General features: G+C 73.7%; 21 protein-coding genes. 17 read left to right on the forward strand and 4 right to left on the reverse strand.

The features are described from left to right. The first annotated feature begins 3 nt into the window (after positions 1 to 3). Positions 4 to 3,888 carry a type I polyketide synthase gene (locus NQU55_RS01575; RefSeq protein ID WP_256789474.1) on the forward strand — a complete coding sequence of 1,295 codons (3,885 nt, stop codon included), beginning with the start codon at positions 4 to 6 and terminating at the stop codon, positions 3,886 to 3,888. A 61-nt stretch (positions 3,889 to 3,949) separates the two neighbouring features. On the opposite strand, the gene NQU55_RS01580 is transcribed toward NQU55_RS01575, so the two are convergent. Next, a complete protein-coding gene (locus NQU55_RS01580) occupies positions 3,950 to 4,294 on the reverse strand; it encodes a PqqD family protein (RefSeq protein WP_240976493.1) in 345 nt (114 codons plus the stop codon). Between the two features lie 270 nt (positions 4,295 to 4,564). On the opposite strand from NQU55_RS01580, the gene NQU55_RS01585 reads away from it, so the two are divergent. The 4 genes from NQU55_RS01585 to NQU55_RS01600 all read left to right on the forward strand — a co-directional run bounded on the left by NQU55_RS01585 (position 4,565) and on the right by NQU55_RS01600 (position 9,979). Further along, complete coding sequence (locus tag NQU55_RS01585; RefSeq protein WP_168093796.1) at positions 4,565 to 5,365, forward strand: ABC transporter ATP-binding protein; 801 nt, start codon at positions 4,565 to 4,567, stop codon at positions 5,363 to 5,365. After that, positions 5,365 to 7,887 (forward strand): FtsX-like permease family protein, encoded by a 2,523-nt coding sequence (locus NQU55_RS01590; protein WP_168093797.1) that lies wholly within the window; start codon positions 5,365 to 5,367, stop codon positions 7,885 to 7,887. The genes NQU55_RS01585 and NQU55_RS01590 overlap by 1 nt, the downstream gene beginning before the upstream one ends. 164 nt (positions 7,888 to 8,051) lie before the next feature. Next, positions 8,052 to 9,371 carry a sensor histidine kinase gene (locus NQU55_RS01595; RefSeq protein ID WP_372504600.1) on the forward strand — a complete coding sequence of 440 codons (1,320 nt, stop codon included), beginning with the start codon at positions 8,052 to 8,054 and terminating at the stop codon, positions 9,369 to 9,371. Then, positions 9,335 to 9,979, forward strand: coding sequence for a response regulator (locus NQU55_RS01600; RefSeq protein ID WP_168093798.1), 645 nt, complete (start codon positions 9,335 to 9,337; stop codon positions 9,977 to 9,979). The genes NQU55_RS01595 and NQU55_RS01600 overlap by 37 nt, the downstream gene beginning before the upstream one ends. A gap of 12 nt (positions 9,980 to 9,991) precedes the next feature. Here the strand turns inward: NQU55_RS01600 and NQU55_RS01605 are convergent, their stop codons facing one another. Then, positions 9,992 to 10,429 (reverse strand): hypothetical protein, encoded by a 438-nt coding sequence (locus tag NQU55_RS01605; protein ID WP_168093799.1) that lies wholly within the window; start codon positions 10,427 to 10,429, stop codon positions 9,992 to 9,994. A 274-nt stretch (positions 10,430 to 10,703) separates the two neighbouring features. Here NQU55_RS01605 and NQU55_RS01610 point away from each other — a divergent pair, with 274 nt between their 5' ends. Both NQU55_RS01610 and NQU55_RS01615 read left to right on the forward strand, forming a co-directional pair. Beyond that, the gene (locus NQU55_RS01610; protein ID WP_168093800.1) at positions 10,704 to 11,117 is read left to right on the forward strand and encodes a DUF6542 domain-containing protein; all 414 of its coding nucleotides are present in this window, start codon (positions 10,704 to 10,706) and stop codon (positions 11,115 to 11,117) included. Further along, positions 11,110 to 12,477 carry an LCP family protein gene (locus NQU55_RS01615; RefSeq protein WP_206329519.1) on the forward strand — a complete coding sequence of 456 codons (1,368 nt, stop codon included), beginning with the start codon at positions 11,110 to 11,112 and terminating at the stop codon, positions 12,475 to 12,477. The genes NQU55_RS01610 and NQU55_RS01615 overlap by 8 nt, the downstream gene beginning before the upstream one ends. 36 nt (positions 12,478 to 12,513) lie before the next feature. On the opposite strand, the gene NQU55_RS01620 is transcribed toward NQU55_RS01615, so the two are convergent. Both NQU55_RS01620 and NQU55_RS01625 read right to left on the reverse strand, forming a co-directional pair. After that, complete coding sequence (locus tag NQU55_RS01620; RefSeq protein WP_168093801.1) at positions 12,514 to 12,828, reverse strand: putative quinol monooxygenase; 315 nt, start codon at positions 12,826 to 12,828, stop codon at positions 12,514 to 12,516. A 26-nt stretch (positions 12,829 to 12,854) separates the two neighbouring features. Beyond that, positions 12,855 to 13,862 (reverse strand): hypothetical protein, encoded by a 1,008-nt coding sequence (locus NQU55_RS01625; RefSeq protein WP_240976494.1) that lies wholly within the window; start codon positions 13,860 to 13,862, stop codon positions 12,855 to 12,857. A 259-nt stretch (positions 13,863 to 14,121) separates the two neighbouring features. On the opposite strand from NQU55_RS01625, the gene NQU55_RS01630 reads away from it, so the two are divergent. The 10 genes from NQU55_RS01630 to NQU55_RS01675 all read left to right on the forward strand — a co-directional run bounded on the left by NQU55_RS01630 (position 14,122) and on the right by NQU55_RS01675 (position 25,153). Further along, complete coding sequence (locus tag NQU55_RS01630; RefSeq protein ID WP_256789476.1) at positions 14,122 to 15,093, forward strand: glycosyltransferase family 2 protein; 972 nt, start codon at positions 14,122 to 14,124, stop codon at positions 15,091 to 15,093. After that, positions 15,093 to 16,466, forward strand: a complete 1,374-nt coding sequence (locus NQU55_RS01635) for an NAD(P)/FAD-dependent oxidoreductase (RefSeq protein ID WP_256789514.1) — start codon at positions 15,093 to 15,095, stop codon at positions 16,464 to 16,466. The genes NQU55_RS01630 and NQU55_RS01635 overlap by 1 nt, the downstream gene beginning before the upstream one ends. A 14-nt stretch (positions 16,467 to 16,480) precedes the next feature. Continuing rightward, positions 16,481 to 17,896: an aspartate aminotransferase family protein gene (locus tag NQU55_RS01640; RefSeq protein ID WP_168094508.1), complete on the forward strand. Its 1,416-nt coding sequence runs from the start codon at positions 16,481 to 16,483 to the stop codon at positions 17,894 to 17,896. After that, positions 17,893 to 18,261: a hypothetical protein gene (locus NQU55_RS01645; protein ID WP_168094507.1), complete on the forward strand. Its 369-nt coding sequence runs from the start codon at positions 17,893 to 17,895 to the stop codon at positions 18,259 to 18,261. The genes NQU55_RS01640 and NQU55_RS01645 overlap by 4 nt, the downstream gene beginning before the upstream one ends. Then, positions 18,258 to 19,748, forward strand: coding sequence for an FAD-dependent oxidoreductase (locus tag NQU55_RS36720; RefSeq protein ID WP_168094506.1), 1,491 nt, complete (start codon positions 18,258 to 18,260; stop codon positions 19,746 to 19,748). The genes NQU55_RS01645 and NQU55_RS36720 overlap by 4 nt, the downstream gene beginning before the upstream one ends. A gap of 59 nt (positions 19,749 to 19,807) precedes the next feature. Continuing rightward, positions 19,808 to 20,989 carry an MFS transporter gene (locus tag NQU55_RS01655; RefSeq protein ID WP_168094510.1) on the forward strand — a complete coding sequence of 394 codons (1,182 nt, stop codon included), beginning with the start codon at positions 19,808 to 19,810 and terminating at the stop codon, positions 20,987 to 20,989. Positions 20,990 to 21,105: 116 nt separating this feature from the next. Further along, entirely contained in the window at positions 21,106 to 21,522 is a 417-nt protein-coding gene (locus tag NQU55_RS01660; protein WP_168094505.1) for a hypothetical protein, read from the forward strand. 158 nt (positions 21,523 to 21,680) lie between these two features. Further along, on the forward strand, positions 21,681 to 23,288 hold the full coding sequence (locus tag NQU55_RS01665) for a M48 family metallopeptidase (protein ID WP_168094504.1): 1,608 nt from the start codon (positions 21,681 to 21,683) through the stop codon (positions 23,286 to 23,288). A 52-nt stretch (positions 23,289 to 23,340) separates the two neighbouring features. Continuing rightward, positions 23,341 to 24,411 carry a hypothetical protein gene (locus tag NQU55_RS01670; protein ID WP_168094503.1) on the forward strand — a complete coding sequence of 357 codons (1,071 nt, stop codon included), beginning with the start codon at positions 23,341 to 23,343 and terminating at the stop codon, positions 24,409 to 24,411. Positions 24,412 to 24,634: 223 nt separating this feature from the next. After that, positions 24,635 to 25,153, forward strand: coding sequence for a cupin domain-containing protein (locus NQU55_RS01675; protein WP_240976205.1), 519 nt, complete (start codon positions 24,635 to 24,637; stop codon positions 25,151 to 25,153). Positions 25,154 to 25,180 lie beyond the last annotated feature (27 nt).

Raw genomic sequence — 25,180 nt, forward strand, 5'->3', positions numbered from 1 at the left:
AACGTGGCTCAGCCCGAGACACCGGACGCCAGGATGGTCGAAGCGCTCCGCGCTTCGCTCAAGGAGGCCGACCGGCTGCGGGAGCGCAACCGCAAGCTGACCGCCGCGCTGCGGGAGCCGATCGCGATCGTGGGGATGGCATGCCGGTACCCGGGCGGCGTGCGCTCGCCGGAGGAGCTGTGGGACCTGGTCGCGGAGGGCGGGGACGGCATCACCGGCTTCCCCGCCGACCGCGGCTGGGACCCCGCCCTCCACGACCCGGAACCCGGTACCGAGGGCCGGAGCTACACCGCCGAGGGCGGGTTCCTGCACGATGCGGGGGAGTTCGACGCGGGGTTCTTCGGGATCAGCCCGCGCGAGGCGCTGCTGATGGACCCGCAGCAGCGGTTGCTGCTGGAAGGCTCGTGGGAGGCCCTGGAGAGCGCGGGCATCGATCCGGGTTCGCTCAAGGGCAGCAGGACCGGTGTGTTCGCCGGGTTGATGTACCACGACTACTTCGGGAGTTTCGGCTCGGGCAGCATCGTCTCGGGCCGGGTGGCGTACACCCTGGGCCTTGAGGGGCCGACGCTGTCGATCGACACCGCGTGCTCGTCCTCGCTCGTCGCCCTCCACCTGGCCGCCCAGTCCCTGCGCCAGGGCGAGTGCACCCTCGCGCTGGCCGGCGGGGTCACGGTCATGGCCTCGCCCGGCACATTCGTCGAGTTCAGCAGGCAGGGGGCGCTCTCGCCCGACGGCCGGTGCAAGTCCTTCGCCGACGGCGCGGACGGCACCGGATTCGCCGAGGGCGTCGGCGTCCTCGTCGTGGAGCGGCTGTCGGACGCGCGCCGCAACGGCCACCGCCTGCTGGCCGTCGTCCGGGGCAGCGCCGTCAACCAGGACGGCGCGTCCAACGGTCTGACGGCCCCCAACGGCCCGTCGCAGCAGCGGGTGATCCGCCAGGCGCTGGAGAGCGCGGGGCTGGCGGCGGCCGATGTGGACGTGGTGGAGGCCCACGGCACGGGCACGACGCTCGGGGACCCGATCGAGGCCCAGGCGCTGCTCGCCACGTACGGCCAGGAGCGGTCGGCCGACCGGCCCCTGTGGCTCGGCTCCGTCAAGTCGAACATCGGTCACACGCAGGCCGCCGCGGGCGTCGCCGGGGTCATCAAGATGGTGCAGGCCATGCGCCACGGCGTGCTCCCCAGGACCCTGCACGTGGGCGAGCCCTCACGGCAGGTCGACTGGTCCGCGGGCAGCGTGGAGCTGCTGACGGAGGCGCGCGAGTGGCCGCGGGCCGAAGGCCGTCCGCGCCGGGCCGGTATCTCCTCGTTCGGCATCAGCGGCACCAACGCCCACACCATCATCGAGGAAGCCCCGGCCGAGCCCGCCCCGGAGCAGCCGGAGTCCGGCCCCGTGCCGCCCGTCCTGATCTGGCCGCTGTCCGCCCGCGGCCGCCAGGCCCTGCCCGCCCAGGCCGAGCGCCTCCACGCGTACGCCGAGGCGCGGCCGGAGCTCGAACCCGCCGCCGTCGCCCGCTCGCTGGGCACCCGGCGCGCCGTCCTCGGCGACCGCGCCGCCGTCGTGGGCACCGACCGCGCCCAGCTGCTGCGCGGTCTGCGGGCCCTGGCCGCCGGCGAGAGCTCGCCCGCCGTGGTGCAGGGCACCGCGCGCAAGGGCGGGCGCACGGCGTTCCTCTTCACCGGGCAGGGCGCCCAGCGGCTCGGCATGGGCGCCGGGCTCCGGGCGGCCCACCCGGTGTTCGCCGAGGCCTTCGACGCGGTGGACGATGCGCTCGGCACCGGCCTCTCCGGCGTCCTCTCCGGCACGGACGCGGACCGGGCCGACCAGACCCTGCACGCGCAGACCGGCCTCTTCGCCTACGAGGTCGCCCTCTTCCGGCTGCTGGAGTCGTGGGGGATCCGCCCCGACCTCCTCGCCGGGCACTCGATCGGCGAGCTCGCCGCCGCGCACGTCGCGGGCGTCCTCACCCTGGAGGACGCGTGTACCCTCGTCGCGGCCCGCGGCCGCCTGATGCAGGCCCTGCCCGCGGGCGGGGCGATGGTCGCGGTCCGGGCGGGCGAGGAGGAGATCCTCCCGCTGCTCACCGACCGGGTGGCCCTGGCGGCCGTCAACGGCCCCGCTTCAGTGGTGATCTCCGGTGAGCGGGACGAGGTCCTGCGGATCGCGCAGGGCTTCGGGAGGACCAAGCGGCTCAAGGTCTCGCACGCCTTCCACTCGCCGCTCATGGACGGCATGCTCGACGGCTTCCGCGCCGTCGCCGAGAGCGTGACCTACCACGAGCCGCGCATCCCCGTCGTGTCGAACCTGACCGGGCGGCCGGCGGAGAAGGGCCTGCTGTCCGATCCCGCGTACTGGGTCCGCCACGTGCGCGAGCCGGTCCGCTTCGCGGCCGGCGTACGGGCCCTCGCGGACGCCGGCGCCACCCGCTTCGCCGAGCTGGGGCCGGACGCCGTCCTGACCGGCATGGCCCGGGAGAGCGCCCCGGAGAGGACCTTCGTCCCCCTGGGCAGGCGGCAGGGCGAGGAAGCGGTGGTGCTGGCGCAGGGCGTGGCACAGCTGTACGCGGACGGCCTCGCCCCCGACTGGCGGGCGCTGTACCCCGGCACGGCGACGGCGCCCCTGCCCTCGTACGCCTTCCGGTGCCGGCGGTACTGGCTCGCCGCGGACGTCCCCCTGACCGTCGGTGCCCTGACCACCCCGGAAGAGCCCGCGGCCGCGGAGGAGCCGGTGGGTGCGGAACCCCTGCGGGACCGGCTGGCGGCCGCCGGCCCGGCCGGGCAGGAGGAGCTGCTGACCGGCCTCGTACGGGCCCGCACGGCCGCCGTGCTCGGCCATGCCGGCCCCGAGGAGGTCGACCCGGAGACCGGGTTCCTGGAGGCCGGGATGGACTCGGTGTCGGCCACGGAGCTGCGGCACGCGCTCGCCGGCGCGACCGGGCTGACCCTGCCGGCCGGAGTCGTCTTCGAGCACGGCACCCCGGCCGCGCTCGCCGCCCATCTGCGCACCAGGCTCGCCGACGGAGGCCGGGCGCCCGCCGCGCAGGAGGACGCGGAGTCCGAGTCGGTCAGCGGCCTGCTGCGCCGCGCGGCGGCCGGCGGGAACATGATGAAGGGGATGGCCCTGCTCAACGCCGTCGCCGAGATCCTGCCCGGCTTCTCCTCCGCGGCCGAACTGGGCGCGCTGGAGCAGCCCGTACGCCTCGCGCGGGGCGGCGAGGGCCCCAAGCTGATCTGTTTCCCCTCGCCGATGGCCCTCGGCGGCGCCCAGCAGTACGCGCGCTTCGCGGCCCGTTTCCGGGGTCGCCGGGAGGTCGTCGTGCCTGCCGTGCCGGGCTTCGGCAAGGGCGACGCCCTGCCCCTGTCGGTCGACGCGGCCGTCGAGGTGTTCGCCGAAGAGGTGCGGGCCGCCGCCGCGGGCGAGCCCTTCGTCCTGGTCGGCTACTCCTCGGGCGGGCAGTTCGCCCACGCGACCGCGGAGGTGCTGGAGAAGGCGGGCACCCCGGCGCGGGCCGTCGTCCTGCTGGACACCTATCTGCCCGGCGACGGCAAGGACGAGCTCTGGCGCCAGATGTTCCACGGCATGCTGGACCGGGAGTCCTCCTTCGGCCGGTTCAGCGCCGCCCGGCTCGCCGCGATGAGCCGCTACAGCGACCTCATCACCGGCTGCCTGCCCGGTGCGCTGTCCGCGCCCGTCCTCTTCGTCCGGCCGGCGGAGTCCTTCGCGACCGGAGCGGGCACGGAGGACTGGCGCGCCACCTGGGACGGCGCGCACGTGCTCCGCGAGGTGCCGGGCACCCACTTCACGATCCTGGAGGAGTCGGCCGCCTCCACCGCCGCGGCCGTGGACGACTGGCTGTCCTCTCTCGGCGACTGCCCCCTCCACGGCTGACGAGACGTCACAGGCGTTGTCCGGTACCGCGATCCGCGGTGCCGGACAACGCCTGTGCGCGTCAGTGCGGCCGGATGGTCAGCAGGCCCGCGGCGAGGAACTCGCCCACCCACCCGTTCAGTTCGGCGCGGATCCCCTCCTCGTCGCCGCCCCAGAGCGGGGCGAGCTCCGCCGCCGCACGCCCGGGGTCCCAGTCGTTCTGCTGCAGGGCGATCCACATCGACGTGCCCAGCGGCCCGCACCGGTGCCGGATGCCCGTGCGCGGCGAGAACAGGTCCAGCCGGCCGTCGGGCAGGACCTTGGCCATCAGATCCGGCTCGGCCCGTAAGCCCTCCACCACCGCCTTCTGCGGCGGCCGTTCACCGCCGGTGCGGCGGGCCGTTCGGCGAATCGAATGCAACACCATGGATCCTCCCGGCTGGGACGCGACTGGACGGGCGCCCTCGTGGGTCCGCACCGCCCGTGCGGCGGCCCGCATCGCTGTTGACGCTACCGAGGCTCGCCCCCTGGCGGAACCACGCTGACTGAACTCGGCAGACGGAGGAAACGGGTGCCGGGAGGTAGAGAAACCTCTACCCCCAAGACACCCTTCAGCGTCATTCTTTCGAACCCGCCCGGCTCCTAGCGTTGTCACCAGGTCACGCGGGGTGCGTGACAGTCCGGTGGGGGAGTCTCGGTGCACACACGAGAAGACGTGCGATCAACGACCGCGGTGCGGCTGGAAGCGGTCCGGAAGATCTACGGCAAGGGCGACAACGAGGTGGCCGCGCTCAAGGAACTGAGCATGTCCTTCGGCACCGGCACCTTCACCGCCGTGATGGGCCCGTCGGGCTCCGGGAAGAGCACCTTCCTGCACTGCGCCGCCGGCCTCGACCAGCCCACGTCGGGCTCGGTGACGGTCGGCGACGTGGACCTCGCCGGGCTGGACGAGGTGCAGCTGACCAAGCTGCGCCGCGACCGCATCGGCTTCATCTTCCAGTCCTTCAACCTGCTGCCCGCGCTGACCGTGATGCAGAACATCGTGCTGCCGCTGAAGCTCGCCGGAAAGCGCCCGAACAAGAACCAGATCCTCATGGTGGTCAACCGGGTCGGCCTGGCCGAGCGGATCAACCACCTGCCGGGCCAGCTCTCCGGCGGTCAGCAGCAGCGCGTGGCCATCGCCCGCGCCCTGGTCACCCGGCCCGACGTCATCTTCGCCGACGAGCCCACCGGCGCCCTGGACACCCGGACCGCCGCCGCGGTGCTCGCCCTGCTGCGCGAGTCGGTCTCCGCCATCGGCCAGACCCTGGTGATGGTCACCCACGACCCCGTGGCCGCCTCGTACGCCGACCGCGTGGTCTTCCTCGCGGACGGGCGCTTCGTCGGCGAGCTGCACCGGCCGACGCCCGAGGCGGTCGCCGCCCGGATGACGCGCCTGGGCGCCTGGGACGACGAGACCCGCGAGCCGTCCGCGACGGTGGCCGGAGGGCTGCACTGATGTGGTCCCTGGTCTTCCGCACGCTGAAGTTCCGTAAGACGGGGTTCATCGCCACCTTCCTCGCGATGTTCCTCGGCGCCGCGATCGTCATGGGCTGCGGCGGTCTTCTCGAGACCGGCATCCGGATGGCAGCGCCGCCGCAGCGGCTCGCCGCCGCACCGGTCGTGGTGACGGGCCAGCAGAAGCACGACGGCACCGCGCTCAGCGAGCGCAACCGCATCGACCCGGGCCTGGTCGACACCGTCCGCTCGGTTCCCGGGGTCCGGCAGGCCGTCCCCGACGTGTCCTTCCCCGCGACCGTCCTCACCGGCGGGAAGCCGGTCGCCGGCAGCTCCGGCTCCGCCGGCCACAACTGGGACAGCGCCCAGCTGACCCCGTATGCCCTCAAGCAAGGCGCGGCCCCCGCCCGCGACGGCGAGGTCGTCCTCGACTCCGGCCTGGCCGCCCGCTCGGGAGCCTCCGTCGGTTCGAGCGTCGACCTGGCCGCCCACGGCACCACGCGGAAGTACGTCGTCACCGGCATCGCGGACCGCAAGGGCGGAGGCGACGGCACGGATCCGGCGGTGTTCTTCTCCGGCGCCGAGGCGCTGCGGCTGGCCGCGACCGGCGGGAAGATCGACTCCATCGGCGTGCTGCCCGCGCCGGGCACGAGCACGGCCGCGCTCGGCAAGGCCGTCGAAGCAAAGGTGGGGGACGGCGCCACCGTCCTCACCGGCGAGCGGCGGGGGCTGGCCGAACTGCCCGGCACCCTGGCCAGCCAGCAGACGGTCACCATCCTGGCGTCGATCTTCGGCAGCTGGGCGATCCTCATCGTGATGTTCGGCGTGGCCTCCACCCTGGGGCTGTCGCTGCAGCAGCGCCAGCACGAAATGGCCCTGCTCCGCGCCATCGGCACCACCTCCCGGCAGGTGCGCCGGATGATCCTCGGCGAGACCGCCGTGCTGTCCGTGCTGGCCACCGTTCTGGCGGTCCTGCCCGGCCGGTACCTCGGCGAGCTGCTCTACGGCCAGTTGACCGGGCACGGCGTCGTGTCGGACGCGGTCGCCTTCCGCGAGGGCTGGATCCCGGTCGCCGTCGGCGCGGTGGCCGCCATCGCCGCGGCCCTGGGCGCGACGCTCTTCGCCGGGCGGCGCGCCGCCCGGACCAAGCCCGTCGCCGCGCTCGCCGAGAGCGCGCTGCAGACCCGCTGGTTCACCGTGCCCCGGCTGCTGCTGGCCCTGTTCTTCTTCGCCAACGGCATCCTCCTGTCGATCGTCACGGCCACGGTGATGGAGGACGGCCCGTCCCTCGCGAGCACCGCCGGACCCGCCTCCGTCCTCTTCGCCATCGGCCTCGCCCTGCTGGCCCCCGGCATCACCAAGGGGATCGTGACCGTGCTGCGCCTGCCGGTCCGGCTGCTGACGGGCCTGTCCGGCGAACTCGCCCTGCACAACGCGGCGACGCGCAACGTCCGCATGGCCGGCGCCGTCGCCCCGATCATCCTGCTGATCGGCATCGCCACCGGCACCCTCTACATGCAGTCGACGGAGGACAGCGTCTCCGCACGCAGCTACTCCAAGAACGTGCTCGCCGACTACGTGGTCGACTCGTCGGCCGGGGGCTTCGGCCCGGGCGTCGTCGAACAGGTCCGCGGCCTCCCCGGGGTGGCCGGCGCCTCCGAACTGGTCTCCTCGGACGGAAAGGTCGAGAAGAACGGCGGCTCCGACATCGCCCTGCGCGGCGTCTTCGGGGCCGATGCGGACAAGACCCTCGCGGTCGCCCCCGTCGCCGGTTCGCTCGACGGGCTGCGGGGCAACACGGTGGCCCTGTCGGACAAGCAGGCGCAGAAGTTCGGCGTCCGCGTCGGGGACACGCTGCCGGTGCGCCTCGGCGACGGCACCCGCACCGACCCGAAGGTCGTCGCGCTCTTCCCCGACAACCCCAAGCAGCAGTACCTCCTGCTGCCCTCCGCGGTCCTGGCCCCGCACACGACCGCCGGTCTGCCCGAGCAGATCCTGGTCCGCGCCGATGCCGGCGCCGACAGCGGCGCCCTCCGGCAGCAGCTCGACCGGCTCGCGGCCGCCCAGCCCGGCGCCGAGGTCGCCGGACGCGCCTCGCTGACGAGCCAGAACAACCAGATCCAGCAGATCCTGGTCTCGGCGAACTACACCATCGTCGCCATGATCGTCGGCTACGCGGCGATCACCGTGATCAACGCCCTGGTGGCGGTGACCCGCCAGCGCAACAGGGAGTTCGGCCTCCAGCGGCTGACCGGCGCCACCCGCGGCCAGGTGATCGGCATGCTGAGCGTCGAAGGCGGCCTGGTCGCCGTCATCGGGACCGCGCTCGGCACCGTCGCCGCCGCCACGACCATCGTCCCGTACAGCCTCGTCAAGAACGGCACTCCGATGCCCGAGGGATCCGTCGGCATCTACCTGGCGATCATCGGGGGAGCCTTGGTCCTCATCTTCGGAGCGACGCTGGTGCCCTCCTGGCGCGGGATGCGCACCCCGCCCATCGAGACGGTGACCAAGCCCGCCTGACCGGACGGCGGCCGGCCGGCCGCCGTTCCCCACGGACGTCTTTCCCGGGCGGTGCCCCCGTAGCCGCCCGGGAAAGGCCCGTCTCCAACAACCGGCCCACATAGGCGCATTGTGGACGCGAGCCGGCTTCCCTTAGCATGCGGACACCAAGACCACCTATCCTGATGAGGACGACCGGGACCTTGACCGACGCTCTCGGCGCATGGCGCGCCCGGGCCCGCCGCGCGGGTGCCGACATGGCGGTCGGAGCGGCCATCGCGGCCGGATCGATGGTGGCGTTGTCCCTCTTCCTCGTCACCGCCTACTTCGTGATCCTCTTCGTCATCGGCATCGGCGCCGTCGCGCTGCCGATCGTCACCAAGGGCGTCCGGTGGCTGTGCAACCTCAACCGCCGCGCCGCCGGCCGGGTGGGCGTCCCGGTCGCCGTCCCCTACCACCCCGAACCCCTGGAGTTCGAGAAGGACATCGTGGGGTGGATGCGCCGCTGCAAGTGGATCCTCATAGACCCCGCCACCTGGCGCGACCTGCTGTGGCTGCTGCTCAACACCGCGGCCGGGATGATCGGCCTGGTGCCGGCCGCCGTCCTCTACTACGCCCTCGAAGGGCTCGCGGTGGGCGCCGGCCTCTGGCAGCCCATCCTCGACGCGAACGGCAGCGGCCGGTGGTACTGCTTCATCACCGTCGACAGCTGGCCGAGCGCCCTCCTGGCCCTGGCGGCCGCGGGCGGCCTGCTGTTCGCCTGGCTGTGGGTGAGCCGGCCGGCCCTCAAGGCGCACGCCTACTTCACCCGCTTCCTCCTCGGCCCGGCCGAGCGCACCGTGCTCGCCTCCCGCGTGCGGCACCTGGCCGAGACCCGGAGCACCGCGCTGGACACACAGGCGGCCGAGCTCCGCCGCATCGAACGCGACCTCCACGACGGCGCCCAGGCCAGGCTCGTGGGCCTCGGCTTCACCCTCGGGGCGGTCGAGCGGACCATGGACCGCAAGCCGGAGGAGGCGCGTCGGCTGCTGCGCGAGGCGCGCGAGTCCTCCGTCCTCGCGCTCAGGGAGCTGCGCGACCTCGTCCGCGGCATCCACCCGCCCGTGCTCGCCGAGCGCGGCCTCGCCGACGCCGTGCGCGCCCTGGGCATCGACAGCCCGCTCGAGGTCGCGGTGGAAGCGGATGTCCCCGGCCCGCTGCCGGCGCCGGTGGAGTCCGCCGTGTACTTCTCCGTGTCGGAGCTGCTGACCAACGCCCTCAAGCACTCCGGGGCGGACCGCGTCGAGATCGCGCTCCGGCACGAGGGGGACGTGCTGCACGCCCGCGTCGCCGACGACGGCCGCGGCGGCGCCGACCTCGGCGGGGGCACCGGGCTGCACGGCATCCGCCGCCGCCTGGCGGCCTTCGACGGAACCCTGGACATCAGCAGCCCCGTGGGCGGTCCGACCGTGACGAAAATGGAGATACCGTGCGCGTTGTCCTCGCCGAAGACCTCTTCCTCCTGAGGCAGGGGCTCATCCAGCTCCTGGAGGCCTACGACTTCGAGGTCGTGGCCGCCGTGGACAACGGCCGCGACCTGTCCGCGGCCCTCGCCGAGCACCGGCCCGACATCGCGATCGTGGACGTGCGGCTGCCCCCGACGTTCACCACCGAGGGCCTCCAGGCCGCGCTGCAGGCCCGCCGCGACATCCCGGGACTGCCGATCCTCGTGCTCTCCCAGAACGTCGAGCAGATGTACGCCAGGGAGCTGCTGGCCGACGGCACCGGCGGCATCGGCTATCTGCTGAAGGACAGCGTCTTCGACAACGACCAGTTCATCGACGCCATCAGCCGGGTGGCGGCCGGCGGCACCGCCATGGACCCCGCGGTGGTCGCCCAGCTGATGGTCAGCCACGCGCGCGACGAGCCCCTCGGCGCCCTCACGGCGCGCGAGCGGCACGTCCTGGAGCTCATGGCCGAGGGCTGCTCCAACATGGCCATCGCGCAGCGCCTGACCATCAGCGAGGGCGCGGCGGCCAAGCACATCTCCAACATCTTCGCCAAGCTCATGCTGCCGCAGGACAGCGACAGCAACCGCCGCGTCCTCGCCGTCCTCGCCTACCTCAACGCCTGACCGGCCGCGCCGTCAGTGGATGCGGACCATGCGGACCGGTGACCTGCGCACCACGTCCGGATGCCGGTCGCCGGGCGCGTCCAGGCCGTAGAGCACGCCGCGGAGCTGCAGCGCGCCCCGGTGCCGCGCCCGCACGCTCGCCTCGACCGTCGCCCCGGACCCCGAGGACACCGTCCGGCCGCAGCCTGCCGTGCGCCAGGCGGCCGCGCCGAGCGCCCGCTCCTGGACGCAGGCGCGCAGGTAGCGGGCCCGGTCGTCGTCGCCGTCCCCGCTGATGCGCAGGGCCTGCCCGGCGCGGACGGGACGGCCGGGGGTGCTGATCGCCATCGCCCCCTCGGCGGCCGCGGCGGCCGCGGCGGCCGAGGGGGCCGCGGCGAGGGAGAGCGCGGCGGCGCCGAGGAGCGCGGCCGCGGCGGTGCGGGGGAGGAGGCGCTTGGGGTCGAGTGTCATGGCCCACCCTTCTGCGATCCGGTCGTTCACATGGAATTTTTCCGGGGAATTCATATTTTCCGCGCCAACTCCCCTTTGAACCACTGTTATTGGTACGGTCCGGGCGAATGAGACGATACGTTCCCGGGAGGCGCCGGCCGTGGACACTTCGCCCCCCTCCGGCCGCCCGCCCGGCATCCGCGCGGCAGTCCGGAAATAACACTTGCTATATTGCGCAACTGTGAAAGTTGCGAGGTCGTCGCGGGCGCGGCGGCCGGACCGATGGGGAGCACGTATGGGCCGTAGGCGGACGGAGACGCCAGGGAAGCGGACACGGCGGGCCGGCACGGCACTGCTCGCCCCGGGAGCGCTGCTCCTGGCCGGCGCCGTGGTGGACGAAGCGACCGGAGCCGGCCTCGGCCGGATCTTCACCCTCTCCGCCGCGGCCGCCGCCGCCCTCGCCGCGGTGCTGTGCGCCCGCGCCCACACGTGGTGGGTGCCGGCCGCACCGCCCCTGGTGATCGCCGCGGTGGCCGTCGGCGCACAGCTGGTCGCGGCCCCGGCCGGCCACGGCGGCACGCTCGCCGCGGCGCTGCACTGGGCCCTGGACACGTTCCCCGCCATGGCGGCGGCGGAGGTCGCGGCGGCTCTCGTCCTGGCCGTGCGGACCTTCCGCCCCCGCCGGGGACGGAGGGCCTGTCATGCGTGAGCCGTACCGCCGCGAGCCCTCCCGGCCCGACGGCCGGACCCGCTCACCGGGCGCCGGCCGCGGCCGCCCGGCCGCCCGCCCGGCACCGCGCAGACGCCGCGCCGGGCGCCCCCTGCGGCCCGGCCGCGCGGTCCGCATCGCGATCTGCCTCACCTCGGCGGCCGTCATGCTGACCAGCGGCGTCGGCTGGTGCGCGTACCACTGGCTGGACCGCGGGGTGAACACCTCCAGCGCCCTGGACGCCCTGCGCGACGGCGCGCCGCGGGGGCGCGGCGACGCGGTGAACCTGCTCCTGATCGGCCTCGACAGCCGCAAGGACATGAACGGCAAGGACCTGCCCAAGGAGTTCGTCCAGGACGAACTGCACGCCGGCTCCAGCGACATCGGCGGCTACAACACCAACACCTTGATCCTCATGCACATCCCGGCCGGCGGCGGCAAGGTGACGGCCTTCTCGATACCGCGCGACGACTACGTCGAGATCGCGGGCGGGCGCGGGGAGCACAAGATCAAGGAGGCGTACGGGATCGCCAAGGCCGAGGCCGAGGAGAAGCTGTCCGCCCAGGGCGTCAAGGGCGCCGACCTGGAGCACCGCGGCCGCGAAGCGGGGCGCGAGGCCACCCTGGCCACGGTCCAGCGCTTCCTCGGCGTGCCCATCGACCACTTCGCCGAGGTCAACCTGCTCGGCTTCTACGACATCGCCAAGGTGGTCCAGCCCGTCCAGGTGTGCCTCAAGCACGCCGTGCGCGACCGGTACTCCGGCGCGGACTTCCCCGCCGGGCTGCAGGAGCTCGACGCCCGCCAGGCGCTGTCCTTCGTGCGGCAGCGGCACGGCCTGCCCGGCGGAGACCTCGACCGCACCCACCGCCAGCAGGCGTTCCTGTCGTCCGTCACGCACAAGCTCAAGGAGCAGGGCGTGTGGAGCGACTTCGGCAAGCTGCAGGGGCTGTTCGACGTGATCAAGAAGGACGTCGTCATCGACAACCGCTGGAACATCCTCGACTTCGCCCGGCAGGCCCCCAACCTCACCGGGGGCAACGCCGAGTTCCACACGCTGCCCATCGAGGGGTTCGCCAACCGCAAGGGAGAGGCGGTCAACCTCGTCGACCCGGAGAAGGTCAGGTCCCTGGTCAGGGCGATGACCGGGCAGAAGGAGGAGCGGAAGGAGGGGCAGGGCGGCGGCGCGCCGGTCGCCGGTCCGCAGCACGAGGGCGGCGGTCCGGGTGGCTCGAAGGGCTCGGGCGGCGGCGGTGGCGGTGGCGGCGGTGACGACGCCAAGGGCGGCGGCTCGGCCCCCGTCTCCTCCGACTCCTTCCAGGGCCCGCCGGTGAAGATGGGCGGCGTCCCCTGCGTCGACTGACCCCCTCGGGGAGCGCGCCGCCCGGATCCGCGAGGCCTACGCCCTCCCCTTGGTGACGACGAGAGTCCGCTCGTAGTGCTTCATCTCCTCGATGTCGTCCACGAACGGGCGGATCTCGGCGAAGAACGGCCGGAAGTGCGGCCCTTCCCGGAACCCGTGTTCGTGGTCGTGCACGGACGTCCACTCGATCCGCAGGACGAACCGGTCCGGCTCCTCCACCCCGTGCGCGAGCTCGTAGCCCAGGCACTGCGGGGCCGCGTACAGGTGTTCGGCGGCGGCCGCGTACGCCTTCTCGAAGGCGGCGCGCCGCTCGGGATCGCCGATGCGGTAGCGGATGTACTCGACGGTCACGGGGCCTCCTCTTGCCGCGCCCTGCGTCAGCTGCCGAAGCCGACGTGCACGTGGTCGTGGTGGGTGTCGTCGGAGAAGAACGGCCGCCCCGGACTCCCGCCGGCCGGCAGGACCGGGCCCCCGACGTTGTACGAGCCGGTGGCGACGGCATCGCGCATGAACGCCTCGACCAGCGCGCGCGGCGTCGCCGGGTCGACCACCGCCCGGTCGTCGATGCGCCACACGTCGAACGCCCGGCCCGGCGGGTGGTCGCTGGGCCGGTCGGTGCCGAAGACGTTCAGGGGGTGGCCCGAGCGCACGACGCTGACGTCGAAGCGGTAGCGCTCCGCCAGCTTCAGCATCGACCGGAGCACGGCGGCGTGCACACCCCCGTTGCGGATGTCGGCCTCGGCCGCCGCGGGCAGCCGGATCCGCCGCTCGGCCAGCACCCGGCGCGCCGCCTCCGGCAGCGAACCGGCGGCGGGGCCCGGATCCGCCGGATGCAGCCCGCCCACCGACCAGGGAGCACCGGCCGTCGCCCCCTGCGCGAGGCGCACGTCCACGGTCGTCCCGCCCGTCACCACGGGCCCGCCGCCCTCGCGCGTCCACTGCCGGCACACCACCAGCACGCTCGCGGAGTCGGCCAGGATCCCGCCGTACTGGGCGTCGACCACCTGCACGACGGCCTCGTCCGCTGCGGAGAGCAGCGGGCCGGCCTGCCCGGCGAGCCCGGGCGGCAGCCCGAGCGCCGCCACCCGCTCCCGCGCCTTCTCCGTGCCTCCGGCTCCGCGCCCCCAGGTGCCCAGGGCCTCGACCAGCCGGACGGCGCGCAGCTTCACGTCGGGCCGGATGTCCGCGGGGGCGGGGCGCCAGGCCGCGGGGCGGGGGAGCCGGGCGGCCGGTGTCGGCGGGCCGCTGCCCATGGCGTTGCGCGGGGGCGCGGTCCCGCACCCGGACGCGCCGAGGGCGAGCCCCGCGGCTCCCGCGAGGACGGCCCGGCGGCCCATCCCCAGGGGGGTCGTGGCGGCGGCTGCGGGGCGCGGGTCGCGGGGCATGCGCCGTTCCTCCTCCAGGCTGCGTCCGGCCGGGGCCTGGCTCAAGTCTCGGGCCCGGGCGCGGGCGCCGCATCCGGCACTGCGCCACCCGGGAAATACGCTCGGGCAGGCACGATTTACCGGCTCCGGAGCCGCGTTGCGGGGATCTTGCCCGCCCGCTCCGCCGTCGGCTACCGTCGATTGGTGCAAGGGGAAAGTATCTGAATGCGCGGCAGAAAAGAAGCACGGCGATAACCGGCTCCCGGCACAGGAGAGGTCTATGCCCGCCAGCCAGACCGGCACTCCGTCCCCCACGACACGGCTGATCAGTGTCGTTCTCCCCTGTTACAACGAAGAAGCGGTCCTCGGCCGTACCCACGACCGCATCGCCCGCGCCCTGCGCCCCGCGGAAGGCGTCCGTTACGAGGTCATCTACGTGGACGACGGCAGCGCCGACGCCACCTGGAATCTCATCCGCACGTTCACCCGGGAGTCCCCGATGGTGCGCGCGGTCCGGTTCAGCCGGAATTTCGGCCACCAGGCGGCCTGCCTCGGCGGACTCAAGGAGGCCCGGGGAGATGCGGTCGTCCTCCTCGATGCCGATCTGCAGGACCCTCCCGAAATCATCCCGGAAATGGTGTCGCGCTGGCGCCAGGGCTGGCGCGTGGTCTCCGCACGGCGCACCGCGAGACACGGCGAGACCGCCTTCAAGAACTTATCGGCCTTCGCCTTCTACCGGCTCCTGGACAGGCTCTCCGACCATCCCGTGGCATTCGACACCGGGGACTTCCGGCTCCTCGACCGGGAAGTCGTCGACCTGCTCACCGGGCTGACGGACCGGGAGCTGTTCCTGCGCGGCGCCGTCAGCTGGGCGGGCTTTCCCGAGACCGCGATCGAATACCAGCGGGAGCCGCGGGCCGCCGGGGCCTCCAAATACACCCTGCCGAAAATGCTCTCCCTCTCCCGCAGCGCCTTCCTCACCAGCGGATCCGCCCTGCCGCTGCGCATCCCCCTCTGTACGGGCTCGGTCTCGCTCGCTGGCGCGCTCGTCATGGCGCTGACCCGCCGGGGGCGGCCCAAGGCCCTGCCCCTGGCCCTGTTCGGCGCGCAGTCGCTGGCGGTCGGCGTGGTGGGGGAGTACCTGCACGCCGTCCTGCGGCAGGGGCAGAGCCGGCCCGCCTACGTGATCAGGGAACGGATACGGAGCACCATTCCCGGGGCCGTCCTCGCCTCGGTCGAGGAGGTCGCGTGATGCACACGGACGTCATCGTCGTCGGCGCCGGATTCACCGGCCTGTCCGCCGCCCTGGAGCTCGCGGAGCTCGGCCACTCCGTGCAGCTCCTCGAACGCGACCCCGACATCGGCGGCCTCGCGGGGACCTTCACGGTCGGCGAGCGGCGCCTCGAACGCTTCTACCACCACTGGTTCGCCTCCGACGAGGAAATGCTCCGGCTCTGCGCCCGGCTCGGCATATCCGACCTGATGGAACCCCACCTGACACGCACCGGCATGTACTACGCCAACTCCGTCTACCGCCTGTCCAAACCCCTCGACCTGCTGCGCTTCGCCCCCCTGCCCCTCGTCGACCGGCTCCGGCTCGGCCTGCTGACCGTGCGCGCCCAGCGCGTGCGGGACTGGCGCCTGCTGGAGCACCGCACCGCCGAGGAGTGGCTGGTCTCCCTCGGCGGCCGCCGGGTCTACGACGTCGTCTGGCGGCCCCTGCTGGAGGGGAAGTTCGGCGACCACGCGGCGGAGGTCGGCGCCACCTGGATGTGGACCAAGCTGCACCTGCGCGGCGGCAGCCGCACCCGCTCCGGCAGCGAGACCCTCTACTACCTGCGCGGCGGCAGCGACGTCCTGCTCACCGCCCTGCGCAAACGCCTCGCCGACCACGGCGTCGACATCCGCACGGACACCCCCGTGCGGGGCGTCGTCACCGACGGGCGCCGGGTCACCGGCGTGCGCACCGGCGACGGGGAGTTCCTCCCCGCCCGCCGCGTGCTGCTCACCGTCGCCCCCGAGCTGGCGGCCGGGATGCTGGAGGAGCAGAGCGACACCCACCCCTCCGTGCCGCCCCTCCTCCGGCAACTGCGCAGGATCCGCTACCTGGCCAACATCTGCCTGGTCCTGGAGAACAACCGTCCCCTCTCGGACACCTACTGGCTCAACGTCAACGACCCGTCCTTCCCCTACGTCGGGGTGATCGAGCACACCAACATGGACGACCCGGCCCGCTACGGCGGCCGGCACATCGTCTACCTCTCCAAGTACCTCCCGGCCGACGCCGAGCTGTACCGGATGGACGACGAGCAGGTGTTCGAGCACAGCCTGCCGTACCTGCGGCGGATGTTCCCCGGCTTCGACCGCAGCTGGGTCGACGCCCACCACGTGTGGCGCGCCGACCACGCCCAGCCCGTCATCACCCCCGGCTACACCCGCGTCATGCCCCCGGTGCAGAGCCGCGTGACCGGCCTCCACCTCGCCGGGATGGCACAGGTCTTCCCCGAGGACCGCGGCACCAACTACGCCGTCCGGGACGGCCGCCGCGCCGGGCGCCTGATCGCCGACCGGCTGCGCACCGAACCCGGCGACCGGCACACCTTCCCCGAGGACACCCATGCCTGAGCACGAGGACGCCCATGCCTGAACTCATCTCGCTCGACCAGGCCGAACACCTCGGCATCGACCAGGTCCACGCCCTCTACGAGAAGTACGTCAGCCGCAGCCAGGTCTCGCTCATCGGCTCCTTCGGCTTCGGCCGCGACCTCGTCGACAGCGCCGAAGGGGCCTGGATCACCCTCCGCGACGGCCGGCGCATCCTCGACTTCACCGGCGGCATCGGCGTCCTCAACCACGGCCACAACCACCCGCGCATCCTCGCCGCCCGCGACCGCTTCCGGCAGCGCCGCCGCATGGAGGTCCACAAGAACTACTTCTCGCCCTACGTCGCCGCCCTCAGCCACAACCTGGCCGCACTGCTCCCCGGCGACCTCGACATCTGCTACTTCCCCAACTCCGGGGCGGAGGCGGTCGAAGGCGCGGTGAAACTCGCGTACAAATACCACGGCGGGCGGCGCGGCACGGTCCTGCACACCGACATCGCCTTCCACGGCAAACTGCTCGGCGCGGGCAGCCTCACCGCCTCGCCCGAGATCCACTTCGAATTCCCGCGGATCCCCGGGACCGACTCCTTCGCCTTCGGCGACCTCGCCTCCTTCGAACTGGCCCTGGAACGGCACCGCGACGCCACCGGCCGCAGCGACGTCTACGCCGTCGTCCTCGAACCGTTCAGCGCTTCCGCCCTCCGCGAGAGCCCGCCCGCATTCCTGCGCGAAGTCCGGCGGCTGTGCACCGAACAGGACATCGTCCTGGTCTTCGACGAGGTGTACACCGGCTGGGGCAAGACCGGCGAGCTCTTCCACTTCATGCGCTGCCCGGGCCTCGTCCCCGACGTCCTCACCATGTCGAAGTCCTTCGGCGGCGGGAAATCCTCCATCTCCGGGTACGTGGCCCGTGAACCCGTCTTCCGGAAGGCCTACGACAACCTCAGCGACGCCACCTTGCACAGCACCACCTATTACGGATTCGGCGAGGAGACCGCCACCGCGCTGGAAGCCGTCTCCGTGGCCGTCGAGGAGGACTTCCCCGGCCGCGCCCGCAAACTCGACCAGCTGCTGTCCGCCGGCCTCGCCCGCATCGCCGAGCGCCACCCCCGCCTCGTGGCCTCCACCACCGGCCGCGGCGCGCTCCACGGCGTCTTCCTGCGGCCCGGCCCGGGCATCCCGGACCGCATCCGCACCGCGCTCCCCGCGGCCGCCCGCGACCCCCGGGCCGTGCCCAAGCTGCTCACCGCCGCCGTGATCGCCGCCCTGTACCGCGACCACGGGATCCTGACCTTCTTCGGCTCCAACCGCGACATCGCCCTGGTCGTCTCACCGCCCCTGGTCGCGGGCGAGGAGGAGACGACCGCCTTCCTGAACGCCCTGGACGCGGTCCTCGCCAAGGGCGCGGCCCGGCTGCTGGCCGCATTCCTCAAAGAGAAGGTGACCGGATGATCCGCGGCGCACTGCGCGCGAGCGGCCTGCGCTCGTACTGGCTGCGGCAGTACGCCTGCCTGGGCGACCCCCGGGCCCGCACCGCCGCCGAGACCCACGTGACCGAGACCCTGAGCACCCTCCCGCTGCCCTACCGGGCCGGCTACGCCCTCGCCCTGCGCCTGCTGCCCGCGGCCTTCTTCGTCGTCGCGGGGCGCGGGCTGCGGGGCGCCTCCGCCGCCGAGGGCCGCCGCGGCATGCAGCGGCTGGCCGCCCTGCCGGGCTTCGCGGAGGTCGTGCGCTCCGGCACCGCGCTCGCCCTGCTCGGCGCGCTCGACGGCCGCCCCGCACCGCGGCCGACCGCACCCGCGGGGGCGAGCCGGTGAGCCTCCGGTCCGTACACGGGGCGCACACACGGGACAGCGACGTCCTCGTCGTGGGGTCCGGCGCCGGCGGCAGCGTCGTCGCGCGGGAGCTGGCGGCCGCCGGGCGGCAGGTGACCGTCCTCGAAGAGGGCCCGCGCGTCGGCACCGACCGCATCGCCGCCGCCACGCCCGCCGAGAACATGCGCCGCCTCTACCGCCAGGGCGGCCTGACCCCCGTCTTCGGCACGCCCACCCTCGCCTACGGCGAAGGCCGCTGCGTCGGCGGCACCACCGTCGTCAACGGCGGGCTGCTGTGGGACCCCCCGCCCGCCCTGCTCAACCGCTGGGCCGCGGAAGCCGGCATCGGCGGATACCGGGCCGCCGACCTCGCCGGGCACCTCGCGGCCGTCGCCCGCCGCCTCGGCGTCGCCGCCCAGCCGCACGGGGACGGCAACCACGACTCCCGGCTGCTCGCGGCCGGCGCCGAGCGCCTCGGCTGGCGCTGGCAGCCCTCCCGCCGCGCCGTCCGCGGCTGCCTCCACCGCAACCGCTGCACCACCGGCTGCCCCGGCGGCGCCAAGCAGAGCATGGCCGTCAGCTACCTCCCGGAGGCCGAGGCCCACGGCGCGCGCATCGTGCCCGGCACCCGCGTCCTGCGGATCCTGCACGAGGACGGCGAGGTCCGCGGCGTCCTCGCGGCGGGGCCCGGCGGCCGGACGCTCGTCCACCGCGCCCGCGAGGTCTTCCTCGCCGCGGGCCCCCTGCAGACGCCCGCGCTGCTGCAGCGCAGCCGCATCCACCGGGAGACGGCCGGGCGCGAGCTGTCCCTGCACGTTAACCTCCGGACCGTCGCCCGCTTCGACGAGCCCGTCCACGCCGACCGGGGCACCATCTTCACCGCGCAGGTCCACCAGTTCGCCGACGACGGAGTGCTGATGATGCCGTCGAACGTCACCCCCGGCACGCTCGCCGCCGCCCTCGCGAGCCGTCCCCCGCAGCTCCTCGACCGCCTCCTCGCCGCCTTCGGCCTGCTCGGGTCGTACACGACGCAGGTCCGGCTGCAGGGCAAGGCCCGGCTGCGGGCCTTGCCGCGGGGCGGGCTGCTCCTGCGGCACGGCATGACGTCCGCCGACCACAGCCGGCTGCGCGAGGCGTTCCGGCGCACCAGCGAGCTGCTCTTCGCCGCGGGGGCACGGGAGCTGATCCCGCCCGTGGCCGGCGCCCACCCCCTGCACACCCCCGCGGAGGCCGGGGAGTTCTGCCGCCGCGTGCGCCCCGCCGACTGGGAACTGGTGTCCGTCCACGGCATGGCGTCCGCCCGCATGGGCCTGCCGGAACGCGGCGGCGTCTGCGACGGGCACGGCCGCCCCCACGGCTTCCGGCGGCTGCGGGTGTGCGATGCCAGTGTCCTGCCGGGCGTCACCGGCATCAGCCCGCAGGGCACCGTCATGGCGTTCGCCCACGAGATCGCCGAACGTTTCCTGGACGCCGGGGCGGGATGCCCGTGACCGACCCGGCCACGCGGGCACCCGCCTCCGCGCAGCACGGCGGCCGGAGCGCCGCCCCGATGTTCACCCCGGCCGCCGTCGCCGCCTCCTGCACAGGCTTCGTCCTCATCGGCGCGCTGCAGTCCCTGTACGGGCCCGCGATCCCCGCCCTGCGCGAGGAGTTCGGCCTGTCGCCCTCCGCCGCGGGGCTGGCGCTCAGCGCCCACTTCGTCGGCGGCGTGACCGGCGTCCTGCTCTTCAACCGCGTCCACGGGCGCACTGGCAACCGCGTGCTCCTCGGCTCCTCCTACGCGCTCATGGCCCTCGGCAGCGCCGCCTTCGCCTTCGCCCCGGTCTGGCCGGTCGCCCTCGTGGCCGCGCTCGTCACCGGCCTCGGCTTCGGCGGCATCGACTACGGGCTCAACCAGCTGTTCGCCGTCGGCTTCGGCCGCCGCAGCACCGCCATGCTCAACGTCCTCAACGCCCACTTCGGCATCGGCGCCGTCGCCGGCCCCGCCCTGATCGGCCTCCTTGGGCCGGACCGCTACCCGGTGGTCTTCCTCGTCTTCGCCGCCCTCGCCGCCGCCCTCGTCCTCTTCCTGAAGGGCGTCGGCGACAAGGACCCGGCCGGCGCGGCCGGCGGCCCCGGCGGCCCGCCGCGGGCCCCCGGGCGCCGGCCCGGCCGGGCGGTGGTGCTCCTGGGCGCGTTCGTCCTGCTGTACGTGGTGCACGTCGGCGTCGAGGCGGGCGTCGGCGGCTGGGAGCCCACCCACCTCGAAACCGTCGGCTACGGAGCCTCCGCGGCGGCCTCCGCGACCTCCGTCTACTGGCTGATGCTCACGGCCGGCCGGTTCCTGGTCGTGCCCCTGGCCGTCCGCCTGTCCGAGCCGGTGATCGTCGTCGTCAGCTGCGCCGGCATGACGCTCTGCGCGGCGGCCGCTGCCCTGCCGGGCCTCGCCCCCTACGCCTACGCCGGCGTGGGCCTGTTCATCGCGCCGGTCTTCCCCACCGCCCTGCCGTGGCTGGGCCGCGCCGTCCCCACCGCCCGCCGCGCCGCGGCCTACGTGATCGCCGCGTCGATGGTGGGCGGCGTCGCCGCGGGACCGGCCCTGGGCAGGGCGATCGAGCTGTCGGGCGTGCGGGCGGTGCCCCTGGTGCTGTGCGGCATGGCGGCGGTCTGCACGGTGGCCGCGCTGGGGCTGGCCCGGGCCACCCGCCCGCCGCGGCCGGCCGCTCCGCTCGCCCGTGCGAGTGATATATAGCCGACCGGTGACGGTAGAGAGCCGCGGCCGGCCCCGCGGCGCGCGACGATGCCGGGGCGGGGGTTTCGTACGCATCCGCCCCGGCCTTGAACCGTTTCCCCTTGCGTGGAGGTGCCGTGTACACCACCGAGCCAGTCGCCAACACCCTTGCCCCGTCTCCCCAGGAGGACCAGCTGGCCGAGGACTACGCCAGCGTCCTCGGCACCCTCTCCCGCATCGACGAGGCGGTGCGCGAAGGCGCCTGGCAGGGGGTCCGCGACGAACTCGACCAGCTCATCAGCGCTGCCGAGGACATGTGGTCGACCCTGACCGACCCCGACCCCAGCGCGGATGACGCGGACGCCGACCGGCGCCGCTTCCCGGTGACGGCCGACCCCGCCACGGTCCGCCGCCTGGTCACCACCTACGCCGAGCCCTACGCGATCGGCCGCCTCCTCTACCCGTCCAACGGCGCCACGCCGTCCGAACTCCGCGCCCGCCCCGCCACCGAGGACCCCGCCCTCCACGACGCCCGCCCGGAGGCGTGGGCCTGACCCACCGGCATTTCCGGACGACGGCGGCCCCCGCGGGCCGCCGTCGCCGCATTTAAAAAAGTTTTTGCCGATGTGAAACCCTTTGCGGCATACTGATCATTCTCCCCCCACCGCATCGACCACCCCCCTTTTTCTTTCTGTGTGAGGGCTCCTGCCCCATGGGCGTCTTTCTGCGTGCCCTGCGTGCACTCGTTCTGCTCGCGGGTTTCTATCTCCTGTGCTTTGCCGTGCTCGGCGTCTTCGCCGGAATCGGTGCCGCCGCTTATTGGCGGGGCGTAAACCTCCTCGCCCTCAAAATCACCGCCGTCCTCGTGCTGCTGGCCTTCCCCGTCGTCCGGGGAATGCTGCTCCTGCGCACACCGAAGGACGACGGCGAGGACGGGCTCTCCGTCAGCGAGGCCCAGCAGCCGCGGCTGTGGGCCGCCGTCCGCGAGGTCGCCGGCGCCGCCGGCACCCGCATGCCCGACGAGATCCTCCTCACCGGCGACGTCAACGCCGCCGTCACCGAGAACGCCCGCATGCTCGGGCTCCTGCCCGGCCGCCGCCGGCTCTACCTCGGCACACCCCTGATGACCGGCCTCGACGAGGCGCAGCTGCGCGCCGTCCTGGCCCATGAGTTCGGCCACTACGGCCATGCCGACACCCGCCTGTCCGCCATCACCGCCCGCGGCCGCCACGCGATCGCCCGCACCGTCAACGCCTTCACGGAGAGGGCCGAGCAGCAGGCCGAGAAGGAGCGGCTGCGGCAGGAGAAGGCCGCCGCCAAGGCCGTGCGCAAGGGCCGGAAGGCCAAGGAGATCAATACCTCCGGCGCCGGGTGGACCTACCGCCGCATGGGCAGGCTCTTCACCGCCTACGGCCTGTTCGCCCTGCGGGCCACCCGCAGCGACGGCCGCCGCCAGGAGCTCGCCGCCGACCGGCTCGCCGTGCGGATAGCCGGCCGCGACGCCACCGCCTCCGCCCTCCGCGAGACCGCGGTCCTGGCCGCCGCCCACGACTTCTACCTCCGCCGGTACGCCACCTGCGGCATACCCGCCGGCCTCCTGCCCCCGTACGGCCAGTTCCACGGCGGCCTGGCCCGGCTCCTCGCCGAACCCGCCCGCCAGGCCGAGCTCGACGAGCTGCGCCGCGACCTCCCCGCGGAGGAGCCCTCCCCCTACGACGCGCACCCGCCGACCGCCGAGCGGATCCGCCTCATCGAGGCCCTGCCCGACGACGGCCGCGGCGCACACCCCGCCGGGCCCGCCCTGGCCCTCCTGCACGACCCCGGGCGCGTCCTCGCCGAGCTCGAAGCGGCCACCCTCACCGAAGAGGCCCTGCACATGCGCCGCGCGGACTGGCCCGAGCTCGTCCACCTGGGCATCCGCGCCCGCCACGAGGCCGACGCCGCACCTTTGCGCCACGCCCTAGCCCGGGTCACCGGCGGTCACACCGGCCTCCACGCCCTCCTGGACGCGGCCGACCGCGGCGCCCTGTGGCGGATAGCCGACGGCCTCCCCAAGTCGCGGACGGCCGAGCAGGCCAGTGGGCGTGCCGCGCGCGAATTCCTGCGCCCCGCCCTGCTCGACGCCCTCTCCAGCCTCGTGCTGCTGGAGCTCGCCGACGCGCGGATGGCCTGGTGGGAGATGTCCTGGGCCGAGAGCGCGCGCCTGCGCCTGCCGGACGGGTACGACACCTGGCTGCAGCCGGCCCTGGAGGCGCTCGTCGCCGACGTCCCGGACACCGCACCACTGCGCCGGCTGCTGCCGCAGGCCTCACCCGCCTGACGCCCCGCCGGCCGACCCCCCACCCCCCTCACACGAATCGAGCCGAACCCCCGTGGCACGACTGCTGCCCCTCCTCGTCATAGCCCTCGGCATCTTCTTCTGGTACAGATCCCGCAGGAACGCCGCCGGCCGGCCCGGCTCCGCCGCCTCCTCCGCACCGGGCCTGTCCAAGGAGGCCGCCGCCCTCGGATTCCTCCCGCAGGACCGGCAGGACACGGAGCGGCTGACCCACGACCCGCAGATCGACGGCGCCCGGGAGGCGGCGGAGCACGGCGCATGGGAGCCCGCCGCCCGGGCCATGGCCGCCATCGGACGCGACTGGGAGCGCCGCACGGCGCTCGTCATCGCCCTCGCGCACGTGGCGGCGGAGGAGGACGCGTGGCTGACGGCCTGGCAGGCCGCGTGCCCCGGAGACCCCGGCGCCGCCGCCGTCCGCGCCCGCTCCACCGTCTTCCTCGCCGGGAAGCTCAGGGGCAGCGGCTACGCGAAGGACACCTCGGCCGAGCAGTTCGAGGCCTTCCACCGCGTCCTGCTGCGGGCCCGCGAGGACATCGCCCTGGCCATGGAGCTCGACGCCGAGGACCCGTCCCCGCACGTCTCCGACCTCTGGGCCGGCCTCGGCCTGGGCTATCCGCACGCCTACGTCGACGAGCTCTGGGCGGAGATCACCACCCGGGCGCCGTTCCACTTCGAGGCGCACTACGGCGCCCTCCAGTACTGGTGCGCGAAGTGGCACGGCTCGGAGGAGCTTGCCCGCGCGTTCGCGGACAAGGCCGCCGCCGGCGCCCCCGCGGGCACCCTGCTGCCCGCCCTGCGGCTGATCGCCCACTTCGAGCACCTGGACCGGCCGCTCAGCGCCAAGCACTACCGCACCCCCGAAGTCGCGGCCATGACCGACGCCGTGCTCGCCGACCTCCCGGCCGTCCGCCCCGACCACCCGCGCCTGGCCGAGGTCCGCCACCTGCTCGCCTTCTTCCTGGTGCAGCAGAAGCGCCACGCGGAAGCCCTCGAACAATTCCGTGCGGTCGACGGATGCGTCGGCTCCCTTCCCTGGGACTACTTCGGCGACCCCGCGAAGTTGTACTGCGATTACCGCGAACGAGCCGTACAAGGCGCCAAGTAGCCACGCCCCGTTCAACCGGGGCGCATCCTCCTCCGCCCCCGGCACAACCGAATAAAAAAGCAGAGCCCAATCCGTTTCCGGCCTTGCGCAGCGTGAACTCCTCGCTGCCCACCGCCACTTGACGGATTGGGCTCAGTTGTCTTGCCGGTGCCCGGTTTACTGGGGAACGCTCGGAACCAGCCGGTCGGGCGCTGCAGCGCACCGCAAGGGATCTGGAGGAGTAATGACGACAGCGCCGTACGGGCGGGAAGAACTCCCCTTCGGCGAGGACGGCGTTCTGCCGGCCGTTCTCAAACCGGGCGACGGAGTGCAGCGGCTCTGGGGGAAGGGCTCCCTGGTCACCGTGAAGCTCACGGCCGAACAGACCCGGGGCGCCATGGGAATGACGCATTTCGCGGCGAAGCTCGGCGAGCGCTCCCCGAGCCACATCCATACGCTCGAGGACGAGATCTTCATGATCGGGAGCGGTGGTGTGCGCGCCACGGTGGGCGACCGCACCGAACTCCTCGAAGGCGGCAGCGTGCTCTTCCTGCCGCGCGGAATTCCGCATTCGTATCTGGTGGAGAGCGAGACGGCCGACCTTTACGTGCTCACCTGCCCCGGCGGATTCGAGCGCTTCTTCCTGGAGGGCGGATACCCCGTGCACATGGGGGCCGACGCACCGGTCGGCGACCGCTGGTCCGTCGAGCGCACCCACGAGGTCGCGGAGAAGCTCGGCCTCGGCATCACCTGGGGCACCTGACCGGCGCCACCACTCGGAACGCACAGA

The organism is Streptomyces telluris (genome assembly GCF_024519335.1).
Classification (GTDB): domain Bacteria; phylum Actinomycetota; class Actinomycetes; order Streptomycetales; family Streptomycetaceae; genus Streptomyces; species Streptomyces telluris.

Bases quoted from the DNA above. Each gene is read 5' to 3' on its own strand.
- NQU55_RS01605 (WP_168093799.1), bottom strand. From the start codon at position 10,429: ATGACACTCGACCCCAAGCGCCTCCTCCCCCGCACCGCCGCGGCCGCG.
- NQU55_RS01610 (WP_168093800.1), top strand. From the start codon at position 10,704: ATGGGCCGTAGGCGGACGGAGACGCCAGGGAAGCGGACACGGCGGGCC.
- NQU55_RS01675 (WP_240976205.1), top strand. From the start codon at position 24,635: ATGACGACAGCGCCGTACGGGCGGGAAGAACTCCCCTTCGGCGAGGAC.
- NQU55_RS01645 (WP_168094507.1), top strand. From the start codon at position 17,893: ATGATCCGCGGCGCACTGCGCGCGAGCGGCCTGCGCTCGTACTGGCTG.
- NQU55_RS01615 (WP_206329519.1), top strand. From the start codon at position 11,110: ATGCGTGAGCCGTACCGCCGCGAGCCCTCCCGGCCCGACGGCCGGACC.
- NQU55_RS01630 (WP_256789476.1), top strand. From the start codon at position 14,122: ATGCCCGCCAGCCAGACCGGCACTCCGTCCCCCACGACACGGCTGATC.
- NQU55_RS01655 (WP_168094510.1), top strand. From the start codon at position 19,808: ATGTTCACCCCGGCCGCCGTCGCCGCCTCCTGCACAGGCTTCGTCCTC.
- NQU55_RS01580 (WP_240976493.1), bottom strand. From the start codon at position 4,294: ATGGTGTTGCATTCGATTCGCCGAACGGCCCGCCGCACCGGCGGTGAA.
- NQU55_RS01665 (WP_168094504.1), top strand. From the start codon at position 21,681: ATGGGCGTCTTTCTGCGTGCCCTGCGTGCACTCGTTCTGCTCGCGGGT.
- NQU55_RS01590 (WP_168093797.1), top strand. From the start codon at position 5,365: ATGTGGTCCCTGGTCTTCCGCACGCTGAAGTTCCGTAAGACGGGGTTC.
- NQU55_RS01625 (WP_240976494.1), bottom strand. From the start codon at position 13,862: ATGCCCCGCGACCCGCGCCCCGCAGCCGCCGCCACGACCCCCCTGGGG.
- NQU55_RS01595 (WP_372504600.1), top strand. From the start codon at position 8,052: ATGAGGACGACCGGGACCTTGACCGACGCTCTCGGCGCATGGCGCGCC.
- NQU55_RS01640 (WP_168094508.1), top strand. From the start codon at position 16,481: ATGCCTGAACTCATCTCGCTCGACCAGGCCGAACACCTCGGCATCGAC.
- NQU55_RS01635 (WP_256789514.1), top strand. From the start codon at position 15,093: ATGCACACGGACGTCATCGTCGTCGGCGCCGGATTCACCGGCCTGTCC.